Origin of the sequence: Pseudomonas sp. MF6755 (genome assembly GCF_016405635.1) — a bacterium.
Classification (GTDB): domain Bacteria; phylum Pseudomonadota; class Gammaproteobacteria; order Pseudomonadales; family Pseudomonadaceae; genus Aquipseudomonas; species Aquipseudomonas haemolytica.
Genome location: NZ_JAEKDA010000017.1, coordinates 150764 through 169618 on the forward strand (window position 1 = coordinate 150764; position 18855 = coordinate 169618).

The window sequence follows — 18855 nt, forward strand, 5'->3', positions numbered from 1 at the left end:
ATGCCGTTTCAAGGCTGGCCCAAGATAGACCTCAATGCGCCGCGAGTACAAGCCGGCGTCGCATCCCACCCAAGACGAGGTCTTTATGAACGCCCCCTTCGATCAGCTTTCCACCTGGCTGAAAGAACACAAGATTACCGAAGTCGAATGCGTGATCAGTGACTTGACTGGCATCGCACGCGGCAAGATTGCACCCACCAACAAGTTCCTGCATGAGCGAGGCATGCGCCTGCCGGAAAGTGTGTTGCTGCAAACGGTAACCGGGGACTTTGTCGACGACGATGTCTACTACGACCTGCTCGACCCGGCCGATATCGACATGATCTGCCGCCCGGTGGCCAACGCCACCTACGTGGTGCCGTGGGCCATCGAACCCACCGCCATCGTGATCCACGACACCTTCGACAAACAGGGCAACCCCATTGAACTGTCGCCGCGCAACGTGCTCAAGAAAGTCCTGCAGCTCTACACCGACCAGGGCTGGCAGCCGATTGTCGCGCCGGAAATGGAGTTCTACCTGACCCAGCGTTGCGAAGACCCGGACTTGCCGTTGAAGACGCCTATTGGCCGTTCCGGGCGTGCCGAAACCGGGCGCCAGTCGTTTTCCATCGACGCCGCCAACGAGTTCGACCCGCTGTTCGAAGACGTCTATGACTGGTGCGAAGCCCAGGGCCTGGACCTCGACACGCTGATCCACGAAGACGGCCCGGCGCAGATGGAGATCAACTTCCGCCACGGCGATGCCCTCGACCTGGCCGACCAGATCACCGTGTTCAAACGCACCCTGCGTGAGGCCGCGCTCAAGCACAACGTCGCCGCAACCTTTATGGCCAAACCGGTGGCCGACGAGCCGGGCAGTGCCATGCACCTGCACCAGAGCGTGGTGGATATCGCCACCGGCAAACCGGTGTTCGTCGACGCCGACGGCCACATGAGCCCGCTGTTCCTGCATCACATCGGCGGCTTGCAGAAGTACATCCCCAAGCTGCTGCCGATGTTTGCGCCCAACGTGAACTCGTTCCGCCGCTTCCTGCCGGACACTTCGGCACCGGTCAACGTCGAATGGGGCGAAGAGAACCGCACGGTCGGCCTGCGCGTGCCCACCTCCAGCCCCGAGGCGATGCGGGTGGAAAACCGCCTGCCGGGGGCCGATGCCAACCCGTACCTGGCCATTGCCGCCAGCCTGTTGTGTGGCTACCTGGGCATGATCGAGCAGATCGAACCCAGTGCGCCGGTGGAAGGCCGCGCCTACGAACGGCGCAACCTGCGCCTGCCGTTCACCCTCGAAGATGCGCTGGCGCGCATGGAGGACTGCGACACGGTCAAGCAGTACCTGGGCGAAAAATTCGTGCGTGGCTACGTCGCGGTCAAACGCGCCGAGCATGAGAATTTCAAGCGGGTGATCAGTTCCTGGGAGCGTGAATTCCTGCTGTTGAGCGTCTAAAACAATCATAAAAGGGGTGACGATATGCGTCTTGTGAACAAGCTTCTCCCGCTGGCCCTGGTGGCGGCGTTCAGCAGTGTCGGGCAGGCCGCGCCGACGGTGAGCGTCTACAACTGGACCGACTATATCGGCGAGACCACCTTGGCGGATTTCCAGGCCAAGACCGGGGTCAAGGTGATCTACGACGTGTTCGACTCCAACGAAACTCTGGAGGGCAAGTTGCTGGCCGGGCGCACCGGCTACGACGTGGTGGTACCGTCCAACCACTTCCTGGCGCGCCAGGTGAAGGCCGGTGCGTTCCTCAAGCTCGACCGTGCGCAGTTGCCCAACTTCAAGAACCTTGATCCCAAGTTGCTCAAGCTGCTGGAACAGAACGACCCGGGTAACGCGCATTCGGTGCCATACCTGTGGGGCACCAATGGCATTGGCTACAACGTGGACAAGGTCAAGCAAGTGCTGGGCATCGATCATATCGATTCGTGGGCGGTGCTGTTCGAACCGGAAAATATCAAGAAGCTCAACCAGTGCGGTGTGGCCTTCCTCGACTCGGCGGACGAACTGTTCCCGGCGATCCTCAACTACATGGGCAAGGACCCGCGCAGCGAGAACGCCGAGGACTACAAGCAGGCCGAAGCCAAGCTGCTGACGCTGCGGCCGTACATCACCTACTTCCATTCTTCCAAGTACATTTCGGACCTGGCCAACGGTGATATCTGCGTCGCCTTCGGTTATTCCGGCGATGTGTTCCAGGCGGCCAACCGCGCCAAGGAAGCCAAGAACGGCGTGAACATCGCCTATTCGATTCCCAAGGAAGGCTCCAACCTGTGGTTCGACCTGTTGGCCATTCCGGCAGACGCCAGCAATACCAAGCAAGCCCATGCCTTTATCAACTACCTGCTCGAACCCGAGGTGATCGCCAAGGTCAGCACCTCGGTGGGCTATGCCAACGCTAACCCGGCGTCCAAGCCGTTCATGGCCCCGGAACTGGTGAACAACCCCGAGGTGTACCCGCCCCAGGCGGTGCTCGACAAACTCTACATTTCCACCACGCCAACCCCGGCGACCATGCGCGTGATGACTCGCGCCTGGAGCAAAGTGAAGACCAACAAATGACCCTGTCCAATGACCATGCCCACTCCTATTACCGCGCCTCGGCCCATGCCCTGCCTGAGCGCGCCGCCCTGGGTACTGACCTGAGCGCCGATGTGTGTGTGATCGGCGGCGGTTTTACCGGGGTCAACACCGCCATTGAACTGGCCCAGCGCGGGCTTTCGGTGATTCTGCTGGAGGCACGCCGCATTGGCTGGGGAGCCAGTGGGCGCAACGGTGGGCAGTTGATCCGAGGCATCGGCCATGATGTCTCGGGGTTCGCTAAATATGTGGGCGAGGAGGGCGTGCGTTACCTGAAACGGGCCGGTATCGACTCGGTGGCGTTGGTAGGCCAGCGCATTGCCGAGCATGGCATTGATTGCGACCTGCGCTGGGGCTTCTGTGAACTGGCCAACACCCCGGCGCAGTTTGCTGCGTTCAAGGGCGAACAGGCGCATCTGGCGGCCATGGGTTACGCCCATGAAACACGGCTGGTTGCCGCCCAGGACATGGCGCAAGTGGTCGGCTCGACGGTGTATGCCGGTGGCCTGGTGGACATGGGCTCCGGGCATCTGCACCCACTCAACCTGGTGCTGGGTGAAGCACAGGTAGCCGAGGCCCTCGGCGTGAAGATCTTTGAACACACTGAAGTGCTCGAACTGATCCATGGCGACACCGTGCAGGTGCGTTGCGCCGGCGGCAGCGTACGCGCCGCCCAGTTGGTGCTGGCGTGCAATGCGCATCTGGAAGACCTGGAGCCGCGTTTGAGCGGCAAGGTGCTCCCGGCGGGCAGCTACATCATCGCCACCGAGCCGCTGCCTGAGCAGGTGGCCGAGCAATTGATCCCACACAACCTGGCGCTGTGTGACCAGAAAGTGGGGCTGGATTACTACCGGCTCACCGCTGACCGGCGCCTGTTGTTCGGCGGTGCCTGCCATTACTCGGGGCGCGACCCCCAGGACATCGCCGCCTACATGCGCCCGAAAATGCTCAAGGTATTCCCGCAACTGGCCAACACCGCCATCGAGTTCCAGTGGGGCGGCAAGATCGGCATCACCGCCAACCGCTTTCCCCAGGTCGGGCGATTGCAGCAGTACCCGAATGTGTTCTATGCCCAGGGCTATTCCGGCCATGGGCTCAACGTGACCCACTGGTGCGCGCGATTGTTGGCCGAGGGTATTCATGCAGGTAGCAGTCGTGGCCTGGATATTTTCAGCCAGGTGCCGCACATGACCTTCCCGGGCGGCAAGGCATTGCGCTCGCCGCTGCTGGCGCTGGGCATGGCGTGGTATCGGTTGCGCGAGATGATCTGATTGCACGTTTTGTTAGCAGTTTGCCGAAAGGGAGAAGTGCTTTTTTCAAGGCGCTTTTTCGGTCATTTGCCTACTGACTGTATGGTTGTGGCGGGCTCAGGGCCGTCCGGGAGGTTGGGGTTTTTGACTGAGTACATATCCGTTGCTACGGGCCCCATCACTCGGCACCTCGCTAATGCTCGGTGTGCCCGAACGCAGGCTTGAATCCGTGGGTGCGGGTCAGTTAAGCGAACTAAATGCTCTAGGCAGCGAAGATCAAATGTGGGAGCGGGCTTGCTCGCGAAGACGGCGGCCCAGCAAACAGTGAAGTTGACTGACCCACCGCTTTCGCGAGCAAGCCCGCTCCCACAGGGGGGACGCGCACGCCACAACGATCAGGTCGGCTACAAGGCCGCCTCGCTTTTGCTTACTTTTGGGTCCTTTCAAAAGTGAGCCGCTGTAAGAGCGGAACCCTAAGCGGCCGTTACCGCAGCAATGGATATGTACTCGGTCCAACCACCCAACCACCCAGTCAAACAGCCGTAGTTTCAGTCAACACCTTGCGAAACGTCTCCACTAACGGCCGCAGGTTGACGCGGTGCCACGCCGCCCACAGCGGTGTGGTGTAAGTCATCCACGGCAATTGGCGCAACACCACGCCGGGCGGTGCGTTGCGGCTCAGGCCCTTTTGCACCATCGCCACTCCAAGCCCCGAGGCCACCAGGCCCAATGCGGTAAAGGGCTCGCTGGCTTCCATGGGAATCTGCGGGGTGAACCCGGCACGGATGCAGGCGGCGACGAAATCATCAGCAGGGTTGGCGCCGGCTTTGCTCTGCACGCCGATCCATTGTTGTTCGGCCAGGTGTTCAGGCCTCAACTCACTGTGTGTAGCCAGCGGATGGTGTGCGGGCAGGGCCAGCAGCATCGGGTCGTCGAGCACTTGCAAGGCGGTCAGGTCCGGGTCGTCGGCGGCAGGCGGTTCGCCCACCAGGGCGATGTCCAGGCTGCGTTGGCGCAGGCCCTCCAATTGCTCCAGGGAAGGCAGGTTATACAGCTTGATATGCACGGTGGGCCGGTCATCGCGCAGGATGCGCAGGGCATTGGGCAGCACGCCGGCATGCATGGCATTTTCGATATAGCCGATGCACAAGCCGCCTTCTTCACCACGGCCCAGGCGCTTGCCCAGGGATTCCAGGCGGTTGGCGTGGGTCAGCAGCGCCTTGGTTTCGGCCAGGAAGGTCTGGCCGTCGCGGGTCAGGCGGATGCGTTGCTGGCTGCGTTCGAACAGGGTCAGGCCCAGCCGCTCTTCGAGCTGGGCGATCTGGCGGCTCAGGGGCGATTGAGAGATGTGCAGGCGCTCGGCGGCGCGGCCGACGTGTTCTTCTTCGGCGACCACTTCGAAGTAGCGCAGTTGGCGTAGATCGATCATGTAAGACCTCTGGGGACTCAAGTTGGTCGCAGTATGTCTTGGACGGTCTGATCAACGCAATCTAGCATCTGCTCAACGGTCACAACCCCCTTGAACCGATTGAGGATTCCACCATGAGCTTGAAAGACAAACTGCCCGGCGTACTGGGCTTTGGCACCGCCCCCCTGGGCAATATGTTCCGCGCCATTCCTGAAGATGAAGCCCAGGCCACCGTCGAGGCCGCCTGGAACCACGGCGTGCGTTACTTCGACACTGCACCCTTCTACGGCTCGGGCCTGTCGGAAATCCGCCTGGGCCAGGCCCTGTCCAATTACAACCGCGATGACTACGTGCTCAGCACCAAGGTTGGCCGGGTGATTCTGGATGAAGTCGAAGCCGGCTCCCGCGACCTCGGCGAAAAAAGCGGTGTGTTCGAACACGGCCGCCCGAACAAAATGCGCAATGACTACAGCGCCGATGCCACGCTGCGCTCGATTGAAGACAGCCTCGAGCGCCTGCAAACCGACCGCCTGGACATCGTGTGGGTTCACGACATCGCCCAGGACTTCTACGGCGACCAATGGCTGGAGTACTTCAACCAGGCCCGCACCGGCGCGTTCAAAGTGTTGACCCGCTTGCGTGAAGAGGGCGTGATCAAGGCCTGGGGCCTGGGCGTCAATCGCGTCGAGCCTTGCGAACTGACCCTGGACCTGACTGAGGCCCAGCCCGACGGGTTCCTTCTGGCCGGCCGCTATACGCTGCTGGACCACGAACGCGCGCTGCAACGCTTGATGGATGCGGCGTTGGCTCAGCACGTCGAGATTGTCGTGGGTGGCCCGTACAGCTCCGGGATCCTTGCCGGCGGCGCACACTTTGAATATCAGCCAGCCAGCCCGGCGATCATCAGCAAGGTCGAACAGATCAAGGCAATTGCGCAGGCGTTTGGCGTCAGCGTAAAAGCCGCAGCGCTGCAGTTTTCCCTGGCGCATCCGGCGGTGGCGGCGGTGATCCCGGGTGCCAGTCGTCCGGGGCGGATTGCCGAAGACGTTGCGGCGTTGTCAGAGAAGATTCCAGTAGCCTTCTGGCAAGCGTTGCGCGAGGCCCGACTGATTTCGGACCGTGCGCTTTTGCCCGTCTAATTACTAAGGAGTTCAAGCATGAACATTGATGTGAGCGGCAAAGTAGCCATCGTCAGCGGCAGCACCGCCGGTATCGGCCTGGGCATCAGCCAGGCCCTGGCGCAATCCGGCGCCACGGTGGTGGTGATCGGGCGGGACGCGAGCAAGGTCGACGACGCCTTGGCCAGCATTCGCCAAGCGGTGCCCGCCGCCGAGTTGCGTGGGCTGGTGGCGGACCTTGGCACCCTCGAGGGCGCCGAGAAACTGTTCGCCGCCGAACCGCGTGCCGACATCCTGGTCAACAACCTGGGCATCTTCAACGATGTGGATTTCTTCGAGGCGCCAGACAGTGAGTGGACGCGCTTCTACGAGGTCAATGTGATCTCCGGCGTGCGCCTGGCGCGGCATTATGCGCCGGGCATGGTCGAGCAGGGCTGGGGCCGGGTGATCTTTGTGTCGTCGGAATCCGGTGTGGCGACGCCGGCCGACATGATCAACTACGGCGTCACCAAAAGTGCCAACCTGGCGGTCTCCCATGGCCTGGCCAAGCGCCTGGCAGGCACCGGGGTGACGGTGAATGCGATCCTGCCGGGGCCGACCTTTACCGATGGCCTGGAGCAGATGCTCAAGGCGGCCACCGCCGAATCCGGCCGCAGTGCCCGGGACGAAGCGGATGTGTTTGTGCGCCAGGCGCGGCCTACCTCGATCATCCAGCGCGCGGCAAATGTGGATGAAGTGGCGAACCTGGTGGCGTACATTGCTTCACCGCTGTCCTCTGCTACGACCGGTGCCGCGTTGCGGGTCGACGGCGGCGTCGTGGATAGCATGGCGATCTGATTTTTTCCTGTTTGGAGTATTTATCGTGGCAACAGCTTCTTCTGTGATTGAAATTGCGGTATCGGCCGACCAGGTCTGGCAACTGATCGGCGGCTTCAACAGCCTGCCCGACTGGCTGCCCTTCATCGCCAAGAGCGAGCCCGGCGATGGCGGCCGCGTGCGCCACCTGCACACCGCCGACGGTGGCCAGATAGTCGAGCGTTTGCAGACCTTCGACAACGTGGCGCGCACCTACAGCTACACCATTGAAGCGTCGCCGTTTCCGGTGAGTGCCTATCTTGCGACCGTGCTGGTTGAAGCGCTGACTGAGACGTCGGCGAAAGTGACCTGGTCCGGCGTGTTCACACCTGGCGCGGGCACCACGGATGCGGCGGTGGAAGAATTGTTTGCCGGCGTCTACAACGATGGCCTCAAGGCGCTGCGCGGCAATTTCCCTGGCTGAACCTGGCTAAAGCTCGACAGCTCCCCCATTGAACAGATGCGTGTGGGCTGTCGCGACTGCCTGTTCCGGTGTCATCCGCGCCGTATCTAGCCTGAACGGTAGCTCATCCCAGCTTTCATACTCATGCGCCAGCACCGACTGCCACGTCGGCGGCACCAGCCCGGGAATATCGCCCACGCGGCTTTCCACACGGCGCCGGTGCTCCTGCTGATCAGAACACACCACCTGGATATTGATCAGCTCTACGCCAGCGGCCGTCGCCACTGCCTGCCACGCGTGGCGGCTCTCCCTGACCGGGTTCACGCAATCAGCGATAACCCGTTGGCCCACGTGCAAATTACTCAGCGCCAGTGCATTGGCCACGCTGTAGCCGCTGGCCCCCACATCGCCCGCCAGTACTGCTGCGTTACGCAGTGCCTGTTCGATCACATCCACGCGCAGATAAACCGCACCGGTCTGTCGCGCCAGTTCCCTGGCAATCGTGGTCTTGCCGCTGCCTGGCAGGCCGCTGAATACAATAAGCATGGTCAAACCTCCGTTAGTGCAAGGCAGGTGCTAGAACATCACGGTAAACGTGGTGCCGGCCGTTGCACAGGAACTCACCGCCACATCGCCGCCATGCACCTTGGCCAGTTCGCGCACGATATACAGGCCCAGGCCCACGCTACGCACCTCGCTGCCCTGGTCGGTGCCACGGGTCATGGGTTCGAACAGCCCGGGCAGCAGCGCTTCGGGAATCGCCGGGCCATGGTTGTGGACCGAGATGGCACAGGCGTTGTCGCCCAGGCGCGAGGTGATGGTGATCGGTTGCAGCAGGTCGCCATAGGCTACGCTGTTGGCGACGAGATTACCGATGATTTGTTGCACACGGTCAGCGTCCAGGCACGCCTGGCCGTGCCCCTCGGCCTGATGTACCAAGGTGGCGGTGGGGAAGGCCACCCGCAGTTCGTCCACTGCATGCTCAATCACGCCGTGCAAATCCAGTGGCACCGCCTTGATGGTGATGCCCTGGCCTACGCGGGCCTGGGTGAAGTCCAGCAGGTCGGCGATCATGCGATGGGCGCGTTCGGACGACTGGCCGATATGTCTCAGCAACTGGCGCTCCTTGGCCGTGCGCTCGCCGCGCTGGAGAAAGTCCGAGGCCATACGGATGGCGGTGAGGGGGTTTTTCAAGTCATGGCTGACAATCGCCACCATCTGTTCGGCAAACAACGCCCGGCGCTGGGCAATGGCATACGCCGCGCTCAGTTCGGCCTGGGCCTGTTTCAGGGCCAGTTCGGTGGCGGTTTTTTCCTGGAGCAGGGCTTCGGCCAACTTGCGCGCATTCAGCAGCTCACGTTCGTACTTGTCGCGGTCGGTAGTACCGAACAGCGCCAGGTCATACACCACGCCGTCGGGCTGTTGGCGTTGGTTGGCATTGAGCAAGACGGTGACCTTGTGCCCGGCGCAATGGCGGATGTCGAGTTTCACCTCGGTGACACTGCCGTGCATGCGCAGCATCGGTGCCAGGTGGGTCTGGTAGAAAATCCGCCCGCCCATGGTCAGCAGGTCCTGGAAACGCCGCCCGTGCAACTCCGCTGCGCTGAAGCCAAGCCAATCGCACAAGCGCAGGTTGACGCGCAGGATCGTGCCGTCCTCTTGGGTGACGGCCAGGGCGCAGGCGGCGCTGTCGAACAGCGACTCAGTCGGCATCAATTGTGGCCCACGGCGCCAGGAACCGGTCCATCGCCACTGCGCACGCCTGGGGCGCGCTCATGTGTGGGCAATGGCCGACGTTGTCCACCAGGCAATAAGTGCTGTTGGGCAGCACGGCGTGCAGGTATTCACCCACGGCAACGGGCGCGATCAGGTCGTCGGTCGATTGCAGGATCAACACCGGGGTGGCCAGGCCAAGCAGATCCTGGCGGTTATCCGACAGGAAGGTGACGCGGGCGAACTGCTTGGCGATGTCCGGCTCGGTACGGCAGAAACTCTCGGTGAGTTCGGTGCTTAGCGACGGTTGTGCCGGGGCGCCCATGATCACTGGGGCCATGGCGCTGGACCAGCCCAGGTAGTTGCTGTCGAGGGTGTCGAGCAGGTCTTCGATATCGTCGCGCTTGAAACCGCCGACATAATCTTCGGTGTCGATATAGCATGGCGATGGGCCGATCATCACGTGTGCGGCAACGCGCCCGGGGACAAAGCGGTCGGCCAGGGTACCGATCATCGCGCTGACCGAGTGGCCTACCAGGATCACCGGGCCTTGGGCGTAGGCGTCGATAATCTCGTTGAGGTCGCGGGCATAGCCGCCCAGGCTGCTGTATTTGGCCTTGTCGAAGGCACTCAGGTCCGACAGGCCGGCGCCGACCAGGTCATACAGCACCACGCGAAAGCGCTCGAGAAAGTGCGGCGCCAGGTAGTTCCACATCGCCTGGTTACAACCAAAGCCGTGAGAAAACACCAGGGTCGAAGGCCCGTGGCCCATCACACTGACATTGTTGCGGTGGCGTAGGTCCATGGCGTTCTCGTAGATGGCAAATAGCTATGTTGGCGTGGCAGCAGTTTAGATAGTCGCAGGCCTGGGGTCACGCGTTATACGTCGATAAGGTAGAGTCGGAGCCTTCAGGAAGAAACTTCAGGTAACAACGCATGTGGCTGGTATTGCGGCAATCCATCTTGAGTCTACTGGCCCTGTTGCTTGTCGGCGGGCTGAGCATAGCCCAGGCCGACACGTCGCCTATCGGGGTGGCTTTCGACCAACGGGTGATCGACCTCACCAACACCCTCGACGCCGCCACCACTGAGCGCCTCAAGAACCAGCTCGCCGACCTCGAACAGCGCACAGGCACGCAAGTCGCGGTATTGATCGCCGCGGTCACGCTGCTGTTGGCGATGTATGGCGGTGGCCGTGATTGGCCGGTGTACCTGATGGCGTTTCCGATTGCGTCGTTTGCAGCGCCGTTTATCTTTGGCAAGACCTGCGAGGGGGCCGGGTCGAGCTCAAGCGCAGGGTCCGGTTCGAGCTCCAGCGGCAGGGGGGCGGTGGCTTAAGTGGCGATGGTGGTGCATCGGGCAGTGGGTAAGGATTTGGCTGATGTCCCCCATCCAACTGTAGGAGCGAGCAAGCCCGCTCCTACAGTTGGACCGAGTGCGGCCTGTAGCGTACCCAGCCTTTCGGAAATCAGTGGGGCGCAGTTTTACGCCTTGATCCAGCCGCCATTACCGTCGGATTTGATTTCGAAGTCGATGGCGTCACGCTTGGCGGAGACTAGCGAGTTGTCGATGGGCTTTTTGTCCGAGGGCAAGAGATCAGCGGCCGGCGGGCGTTCGGGGATTAGCGAGTTGTCGATGTTTTTTTTGTCGGTGGGCAAGAGATCGGCGGCCGACTGGCGTTCGGGGACTAGCGAGTTGTCGATGAACTTTTTGTCCGTGGCTGGGAAGTCGCGCTCTAACCGATTGCGGTTGGCGTGGGCCCGGGACTCGTCGCCGGCGCTTATCCGACCGTCCTTGACAGTGAACACTTCTGCATCTTCCCCAGCTGTTTTATCCAGGGGATTTTGCTTCGGTTTGTCGTTATCGATATGGCCTTTTTTTACGGGCTGGTACGCAGGTATGAACGGAACGGAATCATTGATTGAAGACATGATTGCACCTCTCTGATAGCTAGCAAATTGACCCGCCAGGACGTGGTCCCGGCCAGGCGTTTCGCAAGCTACAGCGCCATGAACTGTCGCTCAATGCGGCACATTTTGGGTGAATGTAACGGAGTGAAACCGCTGCGTGTACAGGTCACTGAATGTCAGGAGTGGCTGTAGGCACAGTCTGCGAGATCGTTTGCAACGCCAGGCTTGACGTCAGATAGCGCAGATGAATTCACGATTTTTACCCGTTGAAATGCATTTGTTCGCTGCGCGGTTTTTGGCGGTTTCACGCTTTGCAACATAAATACGATCACTGTCGTGGGGGGCGTCCTTCAAACACCATCACCATCTCATGCCACGCCATTCCACCGTGATCCGATGGCGATGGGCGCACATAGGTGTAGCCCATGCGCGTGTACAACGGCACATGCTGTTCCTTGCACATCAAGTGAATCGTCTGCTTGCCCAACGCGCGCATACGCTGCACGAACTCGCTCATCAGTACCTTGGCATAACCCTGGCCTTGATGCGCTGGGTCGACCACCACCGACATGATCACCACATTCGGCGCTTCGGGCGCATGCCCCACCAACTCCTTGAACGCCTCGTCCGACATCACCACCTCATGGGCGCAGCCCGAGTTGATAAACCCGACCACTTCGCCGTCCGCTTCCAGGATCAAAAAACCCTGGGGATACTGCGCGATGCGCGTGGCGATCTTTTCCAGGGTGGCGGCTTCGTCGCCTTCGTAGGCGGTGGTTTCGATTTCAAAGCAGCGGGCGGCGTCGGCGGGCAAAGCGTTGCGCAAGGTGGGGGCGGGCATGGGCGTTTCCTGGGGCATTGAGCGAAGGGCCACATCATAGAGAAACAATGGTGATTCATGAACATTCAAATGTGGGAGGGGCCTGCTCCCGATGACGTAGCAAGCCCCTCCCATACTCCTGACCGAGACTAAGCCCCGGTCATCAACTTGCCCCCATCCATGCGGCGCTTATACGCACTGTCCCGGCTAGCCAACCAGAAGTACAACGGCGACGTCACCACCAACCCCACCACCCAGGACAAATCCGCACCGTTGATGTGCTCGGAAATCGGCCCCACGTACAGCGGCGTGTTCATGAACGGAATCTGCACCGCAATCCCCACCGCGTAGGCCAGCAGCGCCTGTGGGTTGTACTTGCCGTAGATCCCGCCATCAACACGAAAGATCGAAGCAATATCGTACTTGCCTTTGTGGATCGCATAGAAGTCGATCAGGTTGATCGCCGTCCACGGCACCAGCACCACCAGCAACACCAGCACCATGTCGACGAAGTGGCCGATGAAGTCTTTGGAGGCGAATACGGCTGCAATCGCACAGGCAGCCAACACTAGAATCGAGATCACTGCGCGGCTTTTGGCGGTTGGAATCCAGCGGTAGGCGAAGGTCTGTACCAGGGTGATGATCGACAGCACGGCGCCGTACAAGTTGAGGGCGTTATGGCTGATCACGCTGAGCAGGAACAGTACCAGCATCAACGGGCCGATGGCGCCGGTGGCGAGTTTGACCGCGTCCATGGTGTCCATGCCCACCGGCGTGGCGAGCACAGCGACGGCGCCGAAGATGAAGGCCAGGCTCGAACCCAGGGCCGAGCCCAGGTAGGTGGTCCAGAAGGTTGAGGCAACGGGCACGTCGGCCGGCAGGTAGCGGGAGTAGTCCGAGACGTACGGCGCAAAGGCGATCTGCCACAGCGCGGCCAGGGAAACCGTCGCCAGCCAGCCGGAGATATTGAAGCTGCCGCGCGTCAGGAAGTCCGTTGTTTGCACGTGGGTGAAGATGTAGCCAAAGCCCAGCACGATACCGGCGCCCAACACCCAGGTGCCGATGCGGTTGAGCACATGGATAAAGCGGTAGCCGATGATGCCGATGATCCCGGAGCCGATGGCGCCGATGACGATGCCCACCGGCACGGGCACGGCGTCGACCACGCCGTGCAGGGATTTACCCGCCAGCACGATGTTAGAGGCGAAGAAGCCGATGTACATCACCCCGGCAATCACCACCACCAGCAACGCACCGAGGGAGCCGAACTGGGCGCGGCTCTGGATCATCTGCGGGATGCCCATCTGCGGGCCTTGGGCCGAGTGCAACGCCATCAACACACCGCCGACCAGGTGGCCGACGAGGATGGCGACAATGCCCCACACCAGGTTGAGGTGGAACAGTTGCACACCCAGCGCGCCGGTAACGATCGGCAACGGCGCGATGTTGCCGCCGAACCACAGGGTGAACAGGTCTCTTACCTTTCCATGGCGATCTTCCGGGGGCACGTATCCAATCGTGTGTTTTTCAATAAGCGGGGCGGAGGATGTTGCAGTGGTAACCATGACGAGCTCCAAGGCAAGGTGAGTACGTTGACGTACTTCGCTGTGCGGCGCGTGGGTGCCGCTTTGTTGTTGGAGTGATCATCTGCAATGGGCGCAGGCAGGTAAATTAGTAAGTTTGTTGCTATAGACCTTAAAAAAAGTATCTCGTGTGGATTTTTGCTCCGGTATGTTGCATGGACTTCAATTGCTTGAAAAACCGGTGTTTGTGCGCACCTGTTTGGGGCGAAATCCCACGTTTATGGAGGTGCCGATGGCTGCCTACAACCTGCGCCAGCTCAGATATTTTGTTACCACGGCCGAATGCGGCAGCGTCGCCGAGGCGTCGCGCAAGCTGTATATCGCCCAGCCGTCGGTCTCCACGGCGATCAAGCAGCTGGAAGACAGCTTTGGCGTGCAGCTGTTTATCCGTCATCACGCCCAGGGGGTTTCCCTCACCCCCAGCGGCGCGCGCTTTTATCGCAAGGCCCTGGAGCTGCTGCGGGTGGCTCATGAGTTCGAGCAGAACGCCTTGGCGGACAACGATGTGGTGGCGGGGCAGATCGATATCGGCTGCTTTGAAACCGTAGCGCCGTTGTACCTGCCGCGGCTGATCGCCGGCTTCAAGGCGCGTTGGCCGGGGGTGGAGATCCGCATTCGCGATGGCGAGCAGCAGGAACTGGTGCAGGCGCTGACGGCGGGCAGTATCGATGTGGCGATGCTGTTCGAGCACGACCTGGGCGGCACTATCGAGACCACGCCGTTGATGCCGCCGCAACAGCCTTATGCGCTGTTGCCCGCAGATCACCGCTTTGCGCAACAGGCCAAGGTGTCGCTGGCCGACCTGGTGCTGGAGCCGATGATCTTGCTCGATGTGCTGCCGAGCCGCACCTACTTCGTGAGCATCTTTGAAGAGCGTGGGCTGACGCCGAATATTGTGTTCAGCTCGCCGTCCATCGAGATGGTGCGGGGCATGGTGGGGCGTGGGTTTGGGTTCTCGATCCTGGTGACCAAGCCGTTCAGTGAGTACACCTATGACGGGCAGAAAGTGGTGTGTATTCCGTTGGCGGAAACGGTCACGGGGTCGGGGTTGTCCGCCGTTTGGCTGAGACGGGCGCCGCTGACCAAGCCGGTGCAGTTGTTTGTGGACTACTGCCGCGAAGAATTGGCGCGGTTACTCGGTTAAAGGAACACTGGGCAAAAGTGTGGGAGGGAGCTTGCTCCCGATAGCGGTGTATCAGTCAGCTTATGTATTGACTGAGCTACTGCAATCGGGAGCAAGCCCCCTCCCACATTGGATGTGTATTCACTTCAGATGCGAATCGAGTCCAGCATTCGCCGCAACATTGCATCGCAGCCGTCGAGCTGTTCCAGGCTCACAAACTCATCCGGCTTATGCCCCTGGTCCATGCTCCCCGGCCCGCACACCACGGTCGGAATGCCCACGGCATCAAACAACCCACCTTCGGTGCCAAACGCTACGGTGCCAAACTCCCGCGAGCCGGAAAACGCCGCAATCAGCTCCGCTGCCTGGCTGCGTTCATCCGTGACCAATCCCGGGTAGGCCGACAATTCAGTAAACCGGATCGAACTCTGTTTGCTCACGGCCTGCATGCGCGGCAATACCTGCTGCATTGCGTAGGCTTGCAACGCCTCAGCCACTTCGCCCGGGTCCATGGAGGGCAGGGCGCGTACTTCAAAATCGAAGCGGCAATCGGCGGGCACGATGTTCAACGCCTTGCCGCCGGTAATCAGCCCCGTCTGCACGGTGCTGAACGGCGGGTCGAACCTCGGGTCCTGGCGCGAGTGCAAGCGCTGGCCAATACGCCCCAGTTCGCCGATCAACTCGGCAGCATGCTCAATCGCATTCACCCCCGAAGGCGCATACGCCGAGTGGCACGCCTCGCCATGCACATCGCAGCGCATCGCCAACTTGCCCTTGTGGCCCAGTACGGGTTTGAGCTCGGTCGGTTCACCGATGATGCACAGCATCGGCTTCACCGGGCGCTGTTCAAGCACGGCGAGCAGCGAACGCACACCCAGGCACCCGACTTCCTCATCGTAGGACAGCGCAATATGCACCGGCAGGCGCAACGGCGCCTTGACCAGCTCAGGCACCAACGCCAGCACACAGGCGATATAACCCTTCATGTCGGCGGTGCCGCGCCCGAACAGTTTGCCGTCACGTTCGGTCAACTCGAAAGGCGGCAGCGTCCACGGTTGCCCGTCCACTGGCACCACATCGGTATGGCCCGACAGCACGATGCCGGGCAGGTCCACCGGGCCAACGCTGGCGAACAGGTTGGCCTTGCTGCGTTCTGCGTTGTAGACCAACTCACTGGCCACGCCAAACCCGGCCAGGTAATCGCGTACAAACTCGATCAACTGCAGGTTGGACTCGCGGCTGGTGGTGTCGAAGCCCACCAGCGTTTCGAGCAGTTCGCGGCTGCGGCTCATCGCTCGTCTCCGGCCACGCCGTAGCCGGGGGAACGGTCGGGGGCGAGGGCGCGGTCGATGTAGTCCTGCATTTGCGGGCGGTAGGCGTCCCAGAGTTTTTGCAATTCGCCAATCGGTGCTTCATCGGCCCAATCCACGCGCAAATTGATGATCGGCCAGGTCAGCTCGCCCACCACCACCAGCGCGGCGGAGTGCACCGGGCCGGCTTCGCCACCGGCGGCGATGGCGGCATGCATGGCCGCCAGTAGTCGGTCTGCCAGCTGCCCTTCACCCTGTTCAAAGGCGGTGACCATCGCTGAAATCACCTCGTGGTCGGCGAGCATATTGCCCGCCGCCACACATTGCTCGCCCGACACCGCATGGTGGGTGCCCAAGGTTTGGCTGCCACTGAAATGCACGCTGCGGCCCAGGTGATCAATCGCCGTCAGTTGCCGGTATTGGCTGTAGCCATTGCTCGTCAGGGCTTTGTCGATGGCGTCGGCCGGGGCCAGGCCCTGTTCCAGCAAGTCGAGTACGTCCGGGCCGAGGGCCGGCAAGGTGATGTTCTGGGTCGATACCGCGCCCACACCCGGGCGCAGCCACGGGCAGCGGGCGCCCACGGCGATGCTCGATGAGCTGATGGCGATGCCCAGTTGGCCGGTTTCCGCGCAACGGCCGACGATTGAAAAGGTCATGGCTAGCCTCCTTACTCTGGAATAACCGCGATCACATCAATTTCCATCAGCCACTGCGGCTGGCCCAGGGCCGAGACCACCAGCCCGGTGGAAATCGGGAACACGCCCTTGAGCCACTTGCCGACTTCCTGATACACCGGCTCGCGGTAGCGTGGGTCGATCAAATAGGTGGTGGTCTTGACGATATGGCTGAGGTCACTGCCGGCCTCTTCGAGCAGTTGCTTGACGTTTTTCATCGCCTGCTCGGCCTGGGCGCGTGGGTCGCCGAGGCCCACCAGGTTGCCGTCGAAATCAGTGCCCACCTGGCCGCGTACATACACGGTGTTGCCGGCACGCACGGCCTGGCACAGGTCGTTGTCCAGGCTCTGGTTGGGGTAGGTTTGCTTGGTGTTGAACATGCGGATGCGAGTGTGGGTAGGCATCAAAAAACTCCGGGAAAAAGTGATCAGGCGCTGACAGGGGTCGGGCGGACAAGCGGGGCGGCTTCGCGGTACTCAAGGTACTGACGCTGGATGGCGATGTGGTCGGCCACGTATTTGGCGTCGTGCCACACGCCCCAGATAAACGACGAGCCGCGCCGCGATTGCCACGGCAAACCGAGGAAGTAAATACCGGCTTCGCTGGCTACACCGCGTTGATGCTGCGGCTTGCCGGCGGCGTCAAACGCATTGACCTGCAACCAGCTGTAGTCCACGGCGAACCCGGTGGCCCAGATGATCGAGGTGATGCCGGCTTGGGCCAGGTCCAGTTGCAGGATCGGGTGCTTGATGCACTCGGCGTCGGGGAACACGCGCCGCGCTTGCGGTTCCAGGGGCAGGTCGAGACCGTTGCGCTCGATATAGGCGTCGGCCGCGTCCAACAAGGCCAGGTAATTTTCGTCGCCGCGTGCCAGGTTTTCCACCAGGTTGGGTTGGAACGTGGCCACGTTGCCGTCGAAGGCTTGGGTCAGGCCGACCAGGGTCATGCCTTGCTGGGCCAGTTCACGGAAGTCGATGGTCTTGCCGCCGTGGGCACCGCTCACTGCGATGGTCACGTGCTCACGGCCAGGTTTCATCGCTGCTTGGTCCCACTCGCCCAACACCCCCAGCCACCAGCAGAAATCCCGGTTGCGATAGGCGCGGGGCGGGCGGTCATGGGCGCCCACCGACAGGTACACCTGGCGACCGGAGCGCTGCAATTCATCGGCGATTTGCACACCGGAAGAACCGGCACCTACTACCAGTACAGCACCCGCCGGCAGTTGCGCGGGGTTGCGATAGTCGGCGGAGTGGATCTGGTGCAGCGCGGTGTCTTTCGGCGCGATGGCCGGAATCACCGGCTTCTGGAACGGCCCGGTGGCGGCCACCACGCGGTTGGCTTCGATCACGCCATCGCTGGTGTGCACGGTAAAGCCGGGGCGGCCGATGTTACGCACCACTGAGGTGACGTCCACACCGGTGCGGATCGGTGCATTGAACTTGCGGGCATAGGTTTCAAAATAGTCCGCTACGCGCTCTTTGGGCGCGAAGCCATCGGCAGGCACATCGTCGAATTCCAGACCGGGAAAGCGATCGTGCCAGGCCGGGCCGTTGGCGACCAACGAGTCCCAGCGCCCGGTACGCCAGCGCTCGGCGATACGGCTGCGCTCCAACACCAGGTGCGGCACGCCTTGCTTGCTCAGATGCTCGCTCATGGCTACGCCCGCTTGACCGGCTCCCACTACCAGCGTGTCTATTTTTGTTATTACTTCAGTCATGTGTCTGTCCTTGCGTAATGCAGTTGGATTCAGCTGGGCATGACGTCAAGTTAGGGGGCGGGCGGTGATAAATAAAATATTATTAAGTTGGGAATTGAGCATAAATATCGGATGCAGAGCGGCGTGTGTGAGGGGCTAACTGATGCTACTCGGTCAAATGTGGGAGGGGGCTTGCTCGCGAAGGCGTCGGCCCAGTAAACATTGATGTTGACTGACACACCGCTTTCGCGAGCAAGCCCGCTCCCACAGGGGGTACGCGCACGCAGCATCGATCAGGTCGGCTATAAGGCCGCCTCGCTGTGTTTTTGATCTTGATCTTAGGCGCCCCGTTAAACCACGCTGGCCGGAATTCGATATTGATTTGGGGGGTAAACCGGCAGGGATGCCGGTTTAGCC

Annotated in this window: 18 protein-coding genes and 1 pseudogene; 8 read left to right on the forward strand and 11 right to left on the reverse strand. The window is 61.4% G+C overall.

Annotated elements, in window-relative coordinates:
* Nucleotides 1–85: 85 nt before the first annotated feature.
* From JFT66_RS22730 to JFT66_RS22740, 3 genes are read left to right on the forward strand one after another with little or no spacing between them, the layout of a single operon-like run.
* Nucleotides 86–1444, forward strand: a complete 1359-nt coding sequence (locus JFT66_RS22730; protein ID WP_034119247.1) for a glutamine synthetase family protein — start codon at nucleotides 86–88, stop codon at nucleotides 1442–1444.
* A gap of 24 nt (nucleotides 1445–1468) precedes the next feature.
* The gene (locus tag JFT66_RS22735) at nucleotides 1469–2557 is read left to right on the forward strand and encodes a polyamine ABC transporter substrate-binding protein (RefSeq protein ID WP_198860206.1); all 1089 of its coding nucleotides are present in this window, start codon (nucleotides 1469–1471) and stop codon (nucleotides 2555–2557) included.
* Entirely contained in the window at nucleotides 2554–3846 is a 1293-nt protein-coding gene (locus tag JFT66_RS22740; protein ID WP_198860207.1) for an NAD(P)/FAD-dependent oxidoreductase, read from the forward strand. The genes JFT66_RS22735 and JFT66_RS22740 overlap by 4 nt, the downstream gene beginning before the upstream one ends.
* A 511-nt stretch (nucleotides 3847–4357) precedes the next feature.
* Here JFT66_RS22740 and JFT66_RS22745 read toward each other — a convergent pair.
* A complete protein-coding gene (locus tag JFT66_RS22745) occupies nucleotides 4358–5254 on the reverse strand; it encodes a LysR substrate-binding domain-containing protein (protein ID WP_153839356.1) in 897 nt (298 codons plus the stop codon).
* A gap of 113 nt (nucleotides 5255–5367) precedes the next feature.
* Here JFT66_RS22745 and JFT66_RS22750 point away from each other — a divergent pair, with 113 nt between their 5' ends.
* Genes JFT66_RS22750 through JFT66_RS22760 form a run of 3 tightly spaced genes read left to right on the forward strand, consistent with a single transcriptional unit; the run spans nucleotide 5368 to nucleotide 7630 of the window.
* Nucleotides 5368–6372, forward strand: coding sequence for an aldo/keto reductase (locus JFT66_RS22750; protein ID WP_198860208.1), 1005 nt, complete (start codon nucleotides 5368–5370; stop codon nucleotides 6370–6372).
* A gap of 18 nt (nucleotides 6373–6390) precedes the next feature.
* Complete coding sequence (locus JFT66_RS22755) at nucleotides 6391–7188, forward strand: SDR family NAD(P)-dependent oxidoreductase (RefSeq protein ID WP_034119213.1); 798 nt, start codon at nucleotides 6391–6393, stop codon at nucleotides 7186–7188.
* A 25-nt stretch (nucleotides 7189–7213) separates the two neighbouring features.
* On the forward strand, nucleotides 7214–7630 hold the full coding sequence (locus JFT66_RS22760; protein ID WP_198860209.1) for an SRPBCC family protein: 417 nt from the start codon (nucleotides 7214–7216) through the stop codon (nucleotides 7628–7630).
* A 6-nt stretch (nucleotides 7631–7636) separates the two neighbouring features.
* Here the strand turns inward: JFT66_RS22760 and JFT66_RS22765 are convergent, their stop codons facing one another.
* The 3 genes from JFT66_RS22765 to JFT66_RS22775 are packed head-to-tail and all read right to left on the reverse strand — an operon-like array spanning nucleotide 7637 to nucleotide 10127.
* Nucleotides 7637–8155 carry an AAA family ATPase gene (locus JFT66_RS22765; protein WP_034119215.1) on the reverse strand — a complete coding sequence of 173 codons (519 nt, stop codon included), beginning with the start codon at nucleotides 8153–8155 and terminating at the stop codon, nucleotides 7637–7639.
* Nucleotides 8156–8185: 30 nt separating this feature from the next.
* Nucleotides 8186–9322: a PAS domain-containing sensor histidine kinase gene (locus tag JFT66_RS22770; RefSeq protein ID WP_034119216.1), complete on the reverse strand. Its 1137-nt coding sequence runs from the start codon at nucleotides 9320–9322 to the stop codon at nucleotides 8186–8188.
* The gene (locus JFT66_RS22775; protein ID WP_198860210.1) at nucleotides 9312–10127 is read right to left on the reverse strand and encodes an alpha/beta fold hydrolase; all 816 of its coding nucleotides are present in this window, start codon (nucleotides 10125–10127) and stop codon (nucleotides 9312–9314) included. The genes JFT66_RS22770 and JFT66_RS22775 overlap by 11 nt, the downstream gene beginning before the upstream one ends.
* A 131-nt stretch (nucleotides 10128–10258) precedes the next feature.
* Between JFT66_RS22775 and JFT66_RS22780 the strand changes: the two are divergent.
* Nucleotides 10259–10489: pseudogene (locus JFT66_RS22780) on the forward strand (TPM domain-containing protein); the annotation flags it as partial.
* A 317-nt stretch (nucleotides 10490–10806) separates the two neighbouring features.
* On the opposite strand, the gene JFT66_RS22785 reads toward JFT66_RS22780, so the two are convergent.
* The 3 genes from JFT66_RS22785 to JFT66_RS22795 form a co-directional block, all read right to left on the reverse strand.
* Nucleotides 10807–11253 (reverse strand): hypothetical protein, encoded by a 447-nt coding sequence (locus JFT66_RS22785; protein WP_198860211.1) that lies wholly within the window; start codon nucleotides 11251–11253, stop codon nucleotides 10807–10809.
* Between the two features lie 307 nt (nucleotides 11254–11560).
* Nucleotides 11561–12073: a GNAT family N-acetyltransferase gene (locus JFT66_RS22790; protein ID WP_198860212.1), complete on the reverse strand. Its 513-nt coding sequence runs from the start codon at nucleotides 12071–12073 to the stop codon at nucleotides 11561–11563.
* 128 nt (nucleotides 12074–12201) lie between these two features.
* Nucleotides 12202–13617, reverse strand: coding sequence for a purine-cytosine permease family protein (locus JFT66_RS22795; RefSeq protein ID WP_153839362.1), 1416 nt, complete (start codon nucleotides 13615–13617; stop codon nucleotides 12202–12204).
* A gap of 250 nt (nucleotides 13618–13867) precedes the next feature.
* Here JFT66_RS22795 and JFT66_RS22800 point away from each other — a divergent pair, with 250 nt between their 5' ends.
* A complete protein-coding gene (locus JFT66_RS22800) occupies nucleotides 13868–14779 on the forward strand; it encodes a LysR substrate-binding domain-containing protein (RefSeq protein ID WP_003190675.1) in 912 nt (303 codons plus the stop codon).
* Between the two features lie 125 nt (nucleotides 14780–14904).
* Here the strand turns inward: JFT66_RS22800 and argE are convergent, their stop codons facing one another.
* From argE to JFT66_RS22820, 4 genes are read right to left on the reverse strand one after another with little or no spacing between them, the layout of a single operon-like run.
* The gene (argE, locus tag JFT66_RS22805) at nucleotides 14905–16050 is read right to left on the reverse strand and encodes an acetylornithine deacetylase (RefSeq protein ID WP_198860213.1); all 1146 of its coding nucleotides are present in this window, start codon (nucleotides 16048–16050) and stop codon (nucleotides 14905–14907) included.
* Nucleotides 16047–16724, reverse strand: coding sequence for a DUF1028 domain-containing protein (locus JFT66_RS22810; RefSeq protein ID WP_198860214.1), 678 nt, complete (start codon nucleotides 16722–16724; stop codon nucleotides 16047–16049). The genes argE and JFT66_RS22810 overlap by 4 nt, the downstream gene beginning before the upstream one ends.
* 11 nt (nucleotides 16725–16735) lie before the next feature.
* The gene (locus tag JFT66_RS22815; RefSeq protein WP_034119226.1) at nucleotides 16736–17146 is read right to left on the reverse strand and encodes a RidA family protein; all 411 of its coding nucleotides are present in this window, start codon (nucleotides 17144–17146) and stop codon (nucleotides 16736–16738) included.
* Nucleotides 17147–17169: 23 nt separating this feature from the next.
* Nucleotides 17170–18459 carry a flavin-containing monooxygenase gene (locus JFT66_RS22820; protein WP_198860215.1) on the reverse strand — a complete coding sequence of 430 codons (1290 nt, stop codon included), beginning with the start codon at nucleotides 18457–18459 and terminating at the stop codon, nucleotides 17170–17172.
* Nucleotides 18460–18855: the final 396 nt, after the last annotated feature.

Bases quoted from the DNA above. Each gene is read 5' to 3' on its own strand.
- JFT66_RS22730 (WP_034119247.1), top strand. From the start codon at position 86: ATGAACGCCCCCTTCGATCAGCTTTCCACCTGGCTGAAAGAACACAAG.
- JFT66_RS22735 (WP_198860206.1), top strand. From the start codon at position 1,469: ATGCGTCTTGTGAACAAGCTTCTCCCGCTGGCCCTGGTGGCGGCGTTC.
- JFT66_RS22740 (WP_198860207.1), top strand. From the start codon at position 2,554: ATGACCCTGTCCAATGACCATGCCCACTCCTATTACCGCGCCTCGGCC.
- JFT66_RS22745 (WP_153839356.1), bottom strand. From the start codon at position 5,254: ATGATCGATCTACGCCAACTGCGCTACTTCGAAGTGGTCGCCGAAGAA.
- JFT66_RS22750 (WP_198860208.1), top strand. From the start codon at position 5,368: ATGAGCTTGAAAGACAAACTGCCCGGCGTACTGGGCTTTGGCACCGCC.
- JFT66_RS22755 (WP_034119213.1), top strand. From the start codon at position 6,391: ATGAACATTGATGTGAGCGGCAAAGTAGCCATCGTCAGCGGCAGCACC.
- JFT66_RS22765 (WP_034119215.1), bottom strand. From the start codon at position 8,155: ATGCTTATTGTATTCAGCGGCCTGCCAGGCAGCGGCAAGACCACGATT.
- JFT66_RS22770 (WP_034119216.1), bottom strand. From the start codon at position 9,322: ATGCCGACTGAGTCGCTGTTCGACAGCGCCGCCTGCGCCCTGGCCGTC.
- JFT66_RS22775 (WP_198860210.1), bottom strand. From the start codon at position 10,127: ATGGACCTACGCCACCGCAACAATGTCAGTGTGATGGGCCACGGGCCT.
- JFT66_RS22785 (WP_198860211.1), bottom strand. From the start codon at position 11,253: ATGTCTTCAATCAATGATTCCGTTCCGTTCATACCTGCGTACCAGCCC.
- JFT66_RS22790 (WP_198860212.1), bottom strand. From the start codon at position 12,073: ATGCCCGCCCCCACCTTGCGCAACGCTTTGCCCGCCGACGCCGCCCGC.
- JFT66_RS22795 (WP_153839362.1), bottom strand. From the start codon at position 13,617: ATGGTTACCACTGCAACATCCTCCGCCCCGCTTATTGAAAAACACACG.
- JFT66_RS22800 (WP_003190675.1), top strand. From the start codon at position 13,868: ATGGCTGCCTACAACCTGCGCCAGCTCAGATATTTTGTTACCACGGCC.
- argE (WP_198860213.1), bottom strand. From the start codon at position 16,050: ATGAGCCGCAGCCGCGAACTGCTCGAAACGCTGGTGGGCTTCGACACC.
- JFT66_RS22810 (WP_198860214.1), bottom strand. From the start codon at position 16,724: ATGACCTTTTCAATCGTCGGCCGTTGCGCGGAAACCGGCCAACTGGGC.
- JFT66_RS22815 (WP_034119226.1), bottom strand. From the start codon at position 17,146: ATGCCTACCCACACTCGCATCCGCATGTTCAACACCAAGCAAACCTAC.
- JFT66_RS22820 (WP_198860215.1), bottom strand. From the start codon at position 18,459: ATGACTGAAGTAATAACAAAAATAGACACGCTGGTAGTGGGAGCCGGT.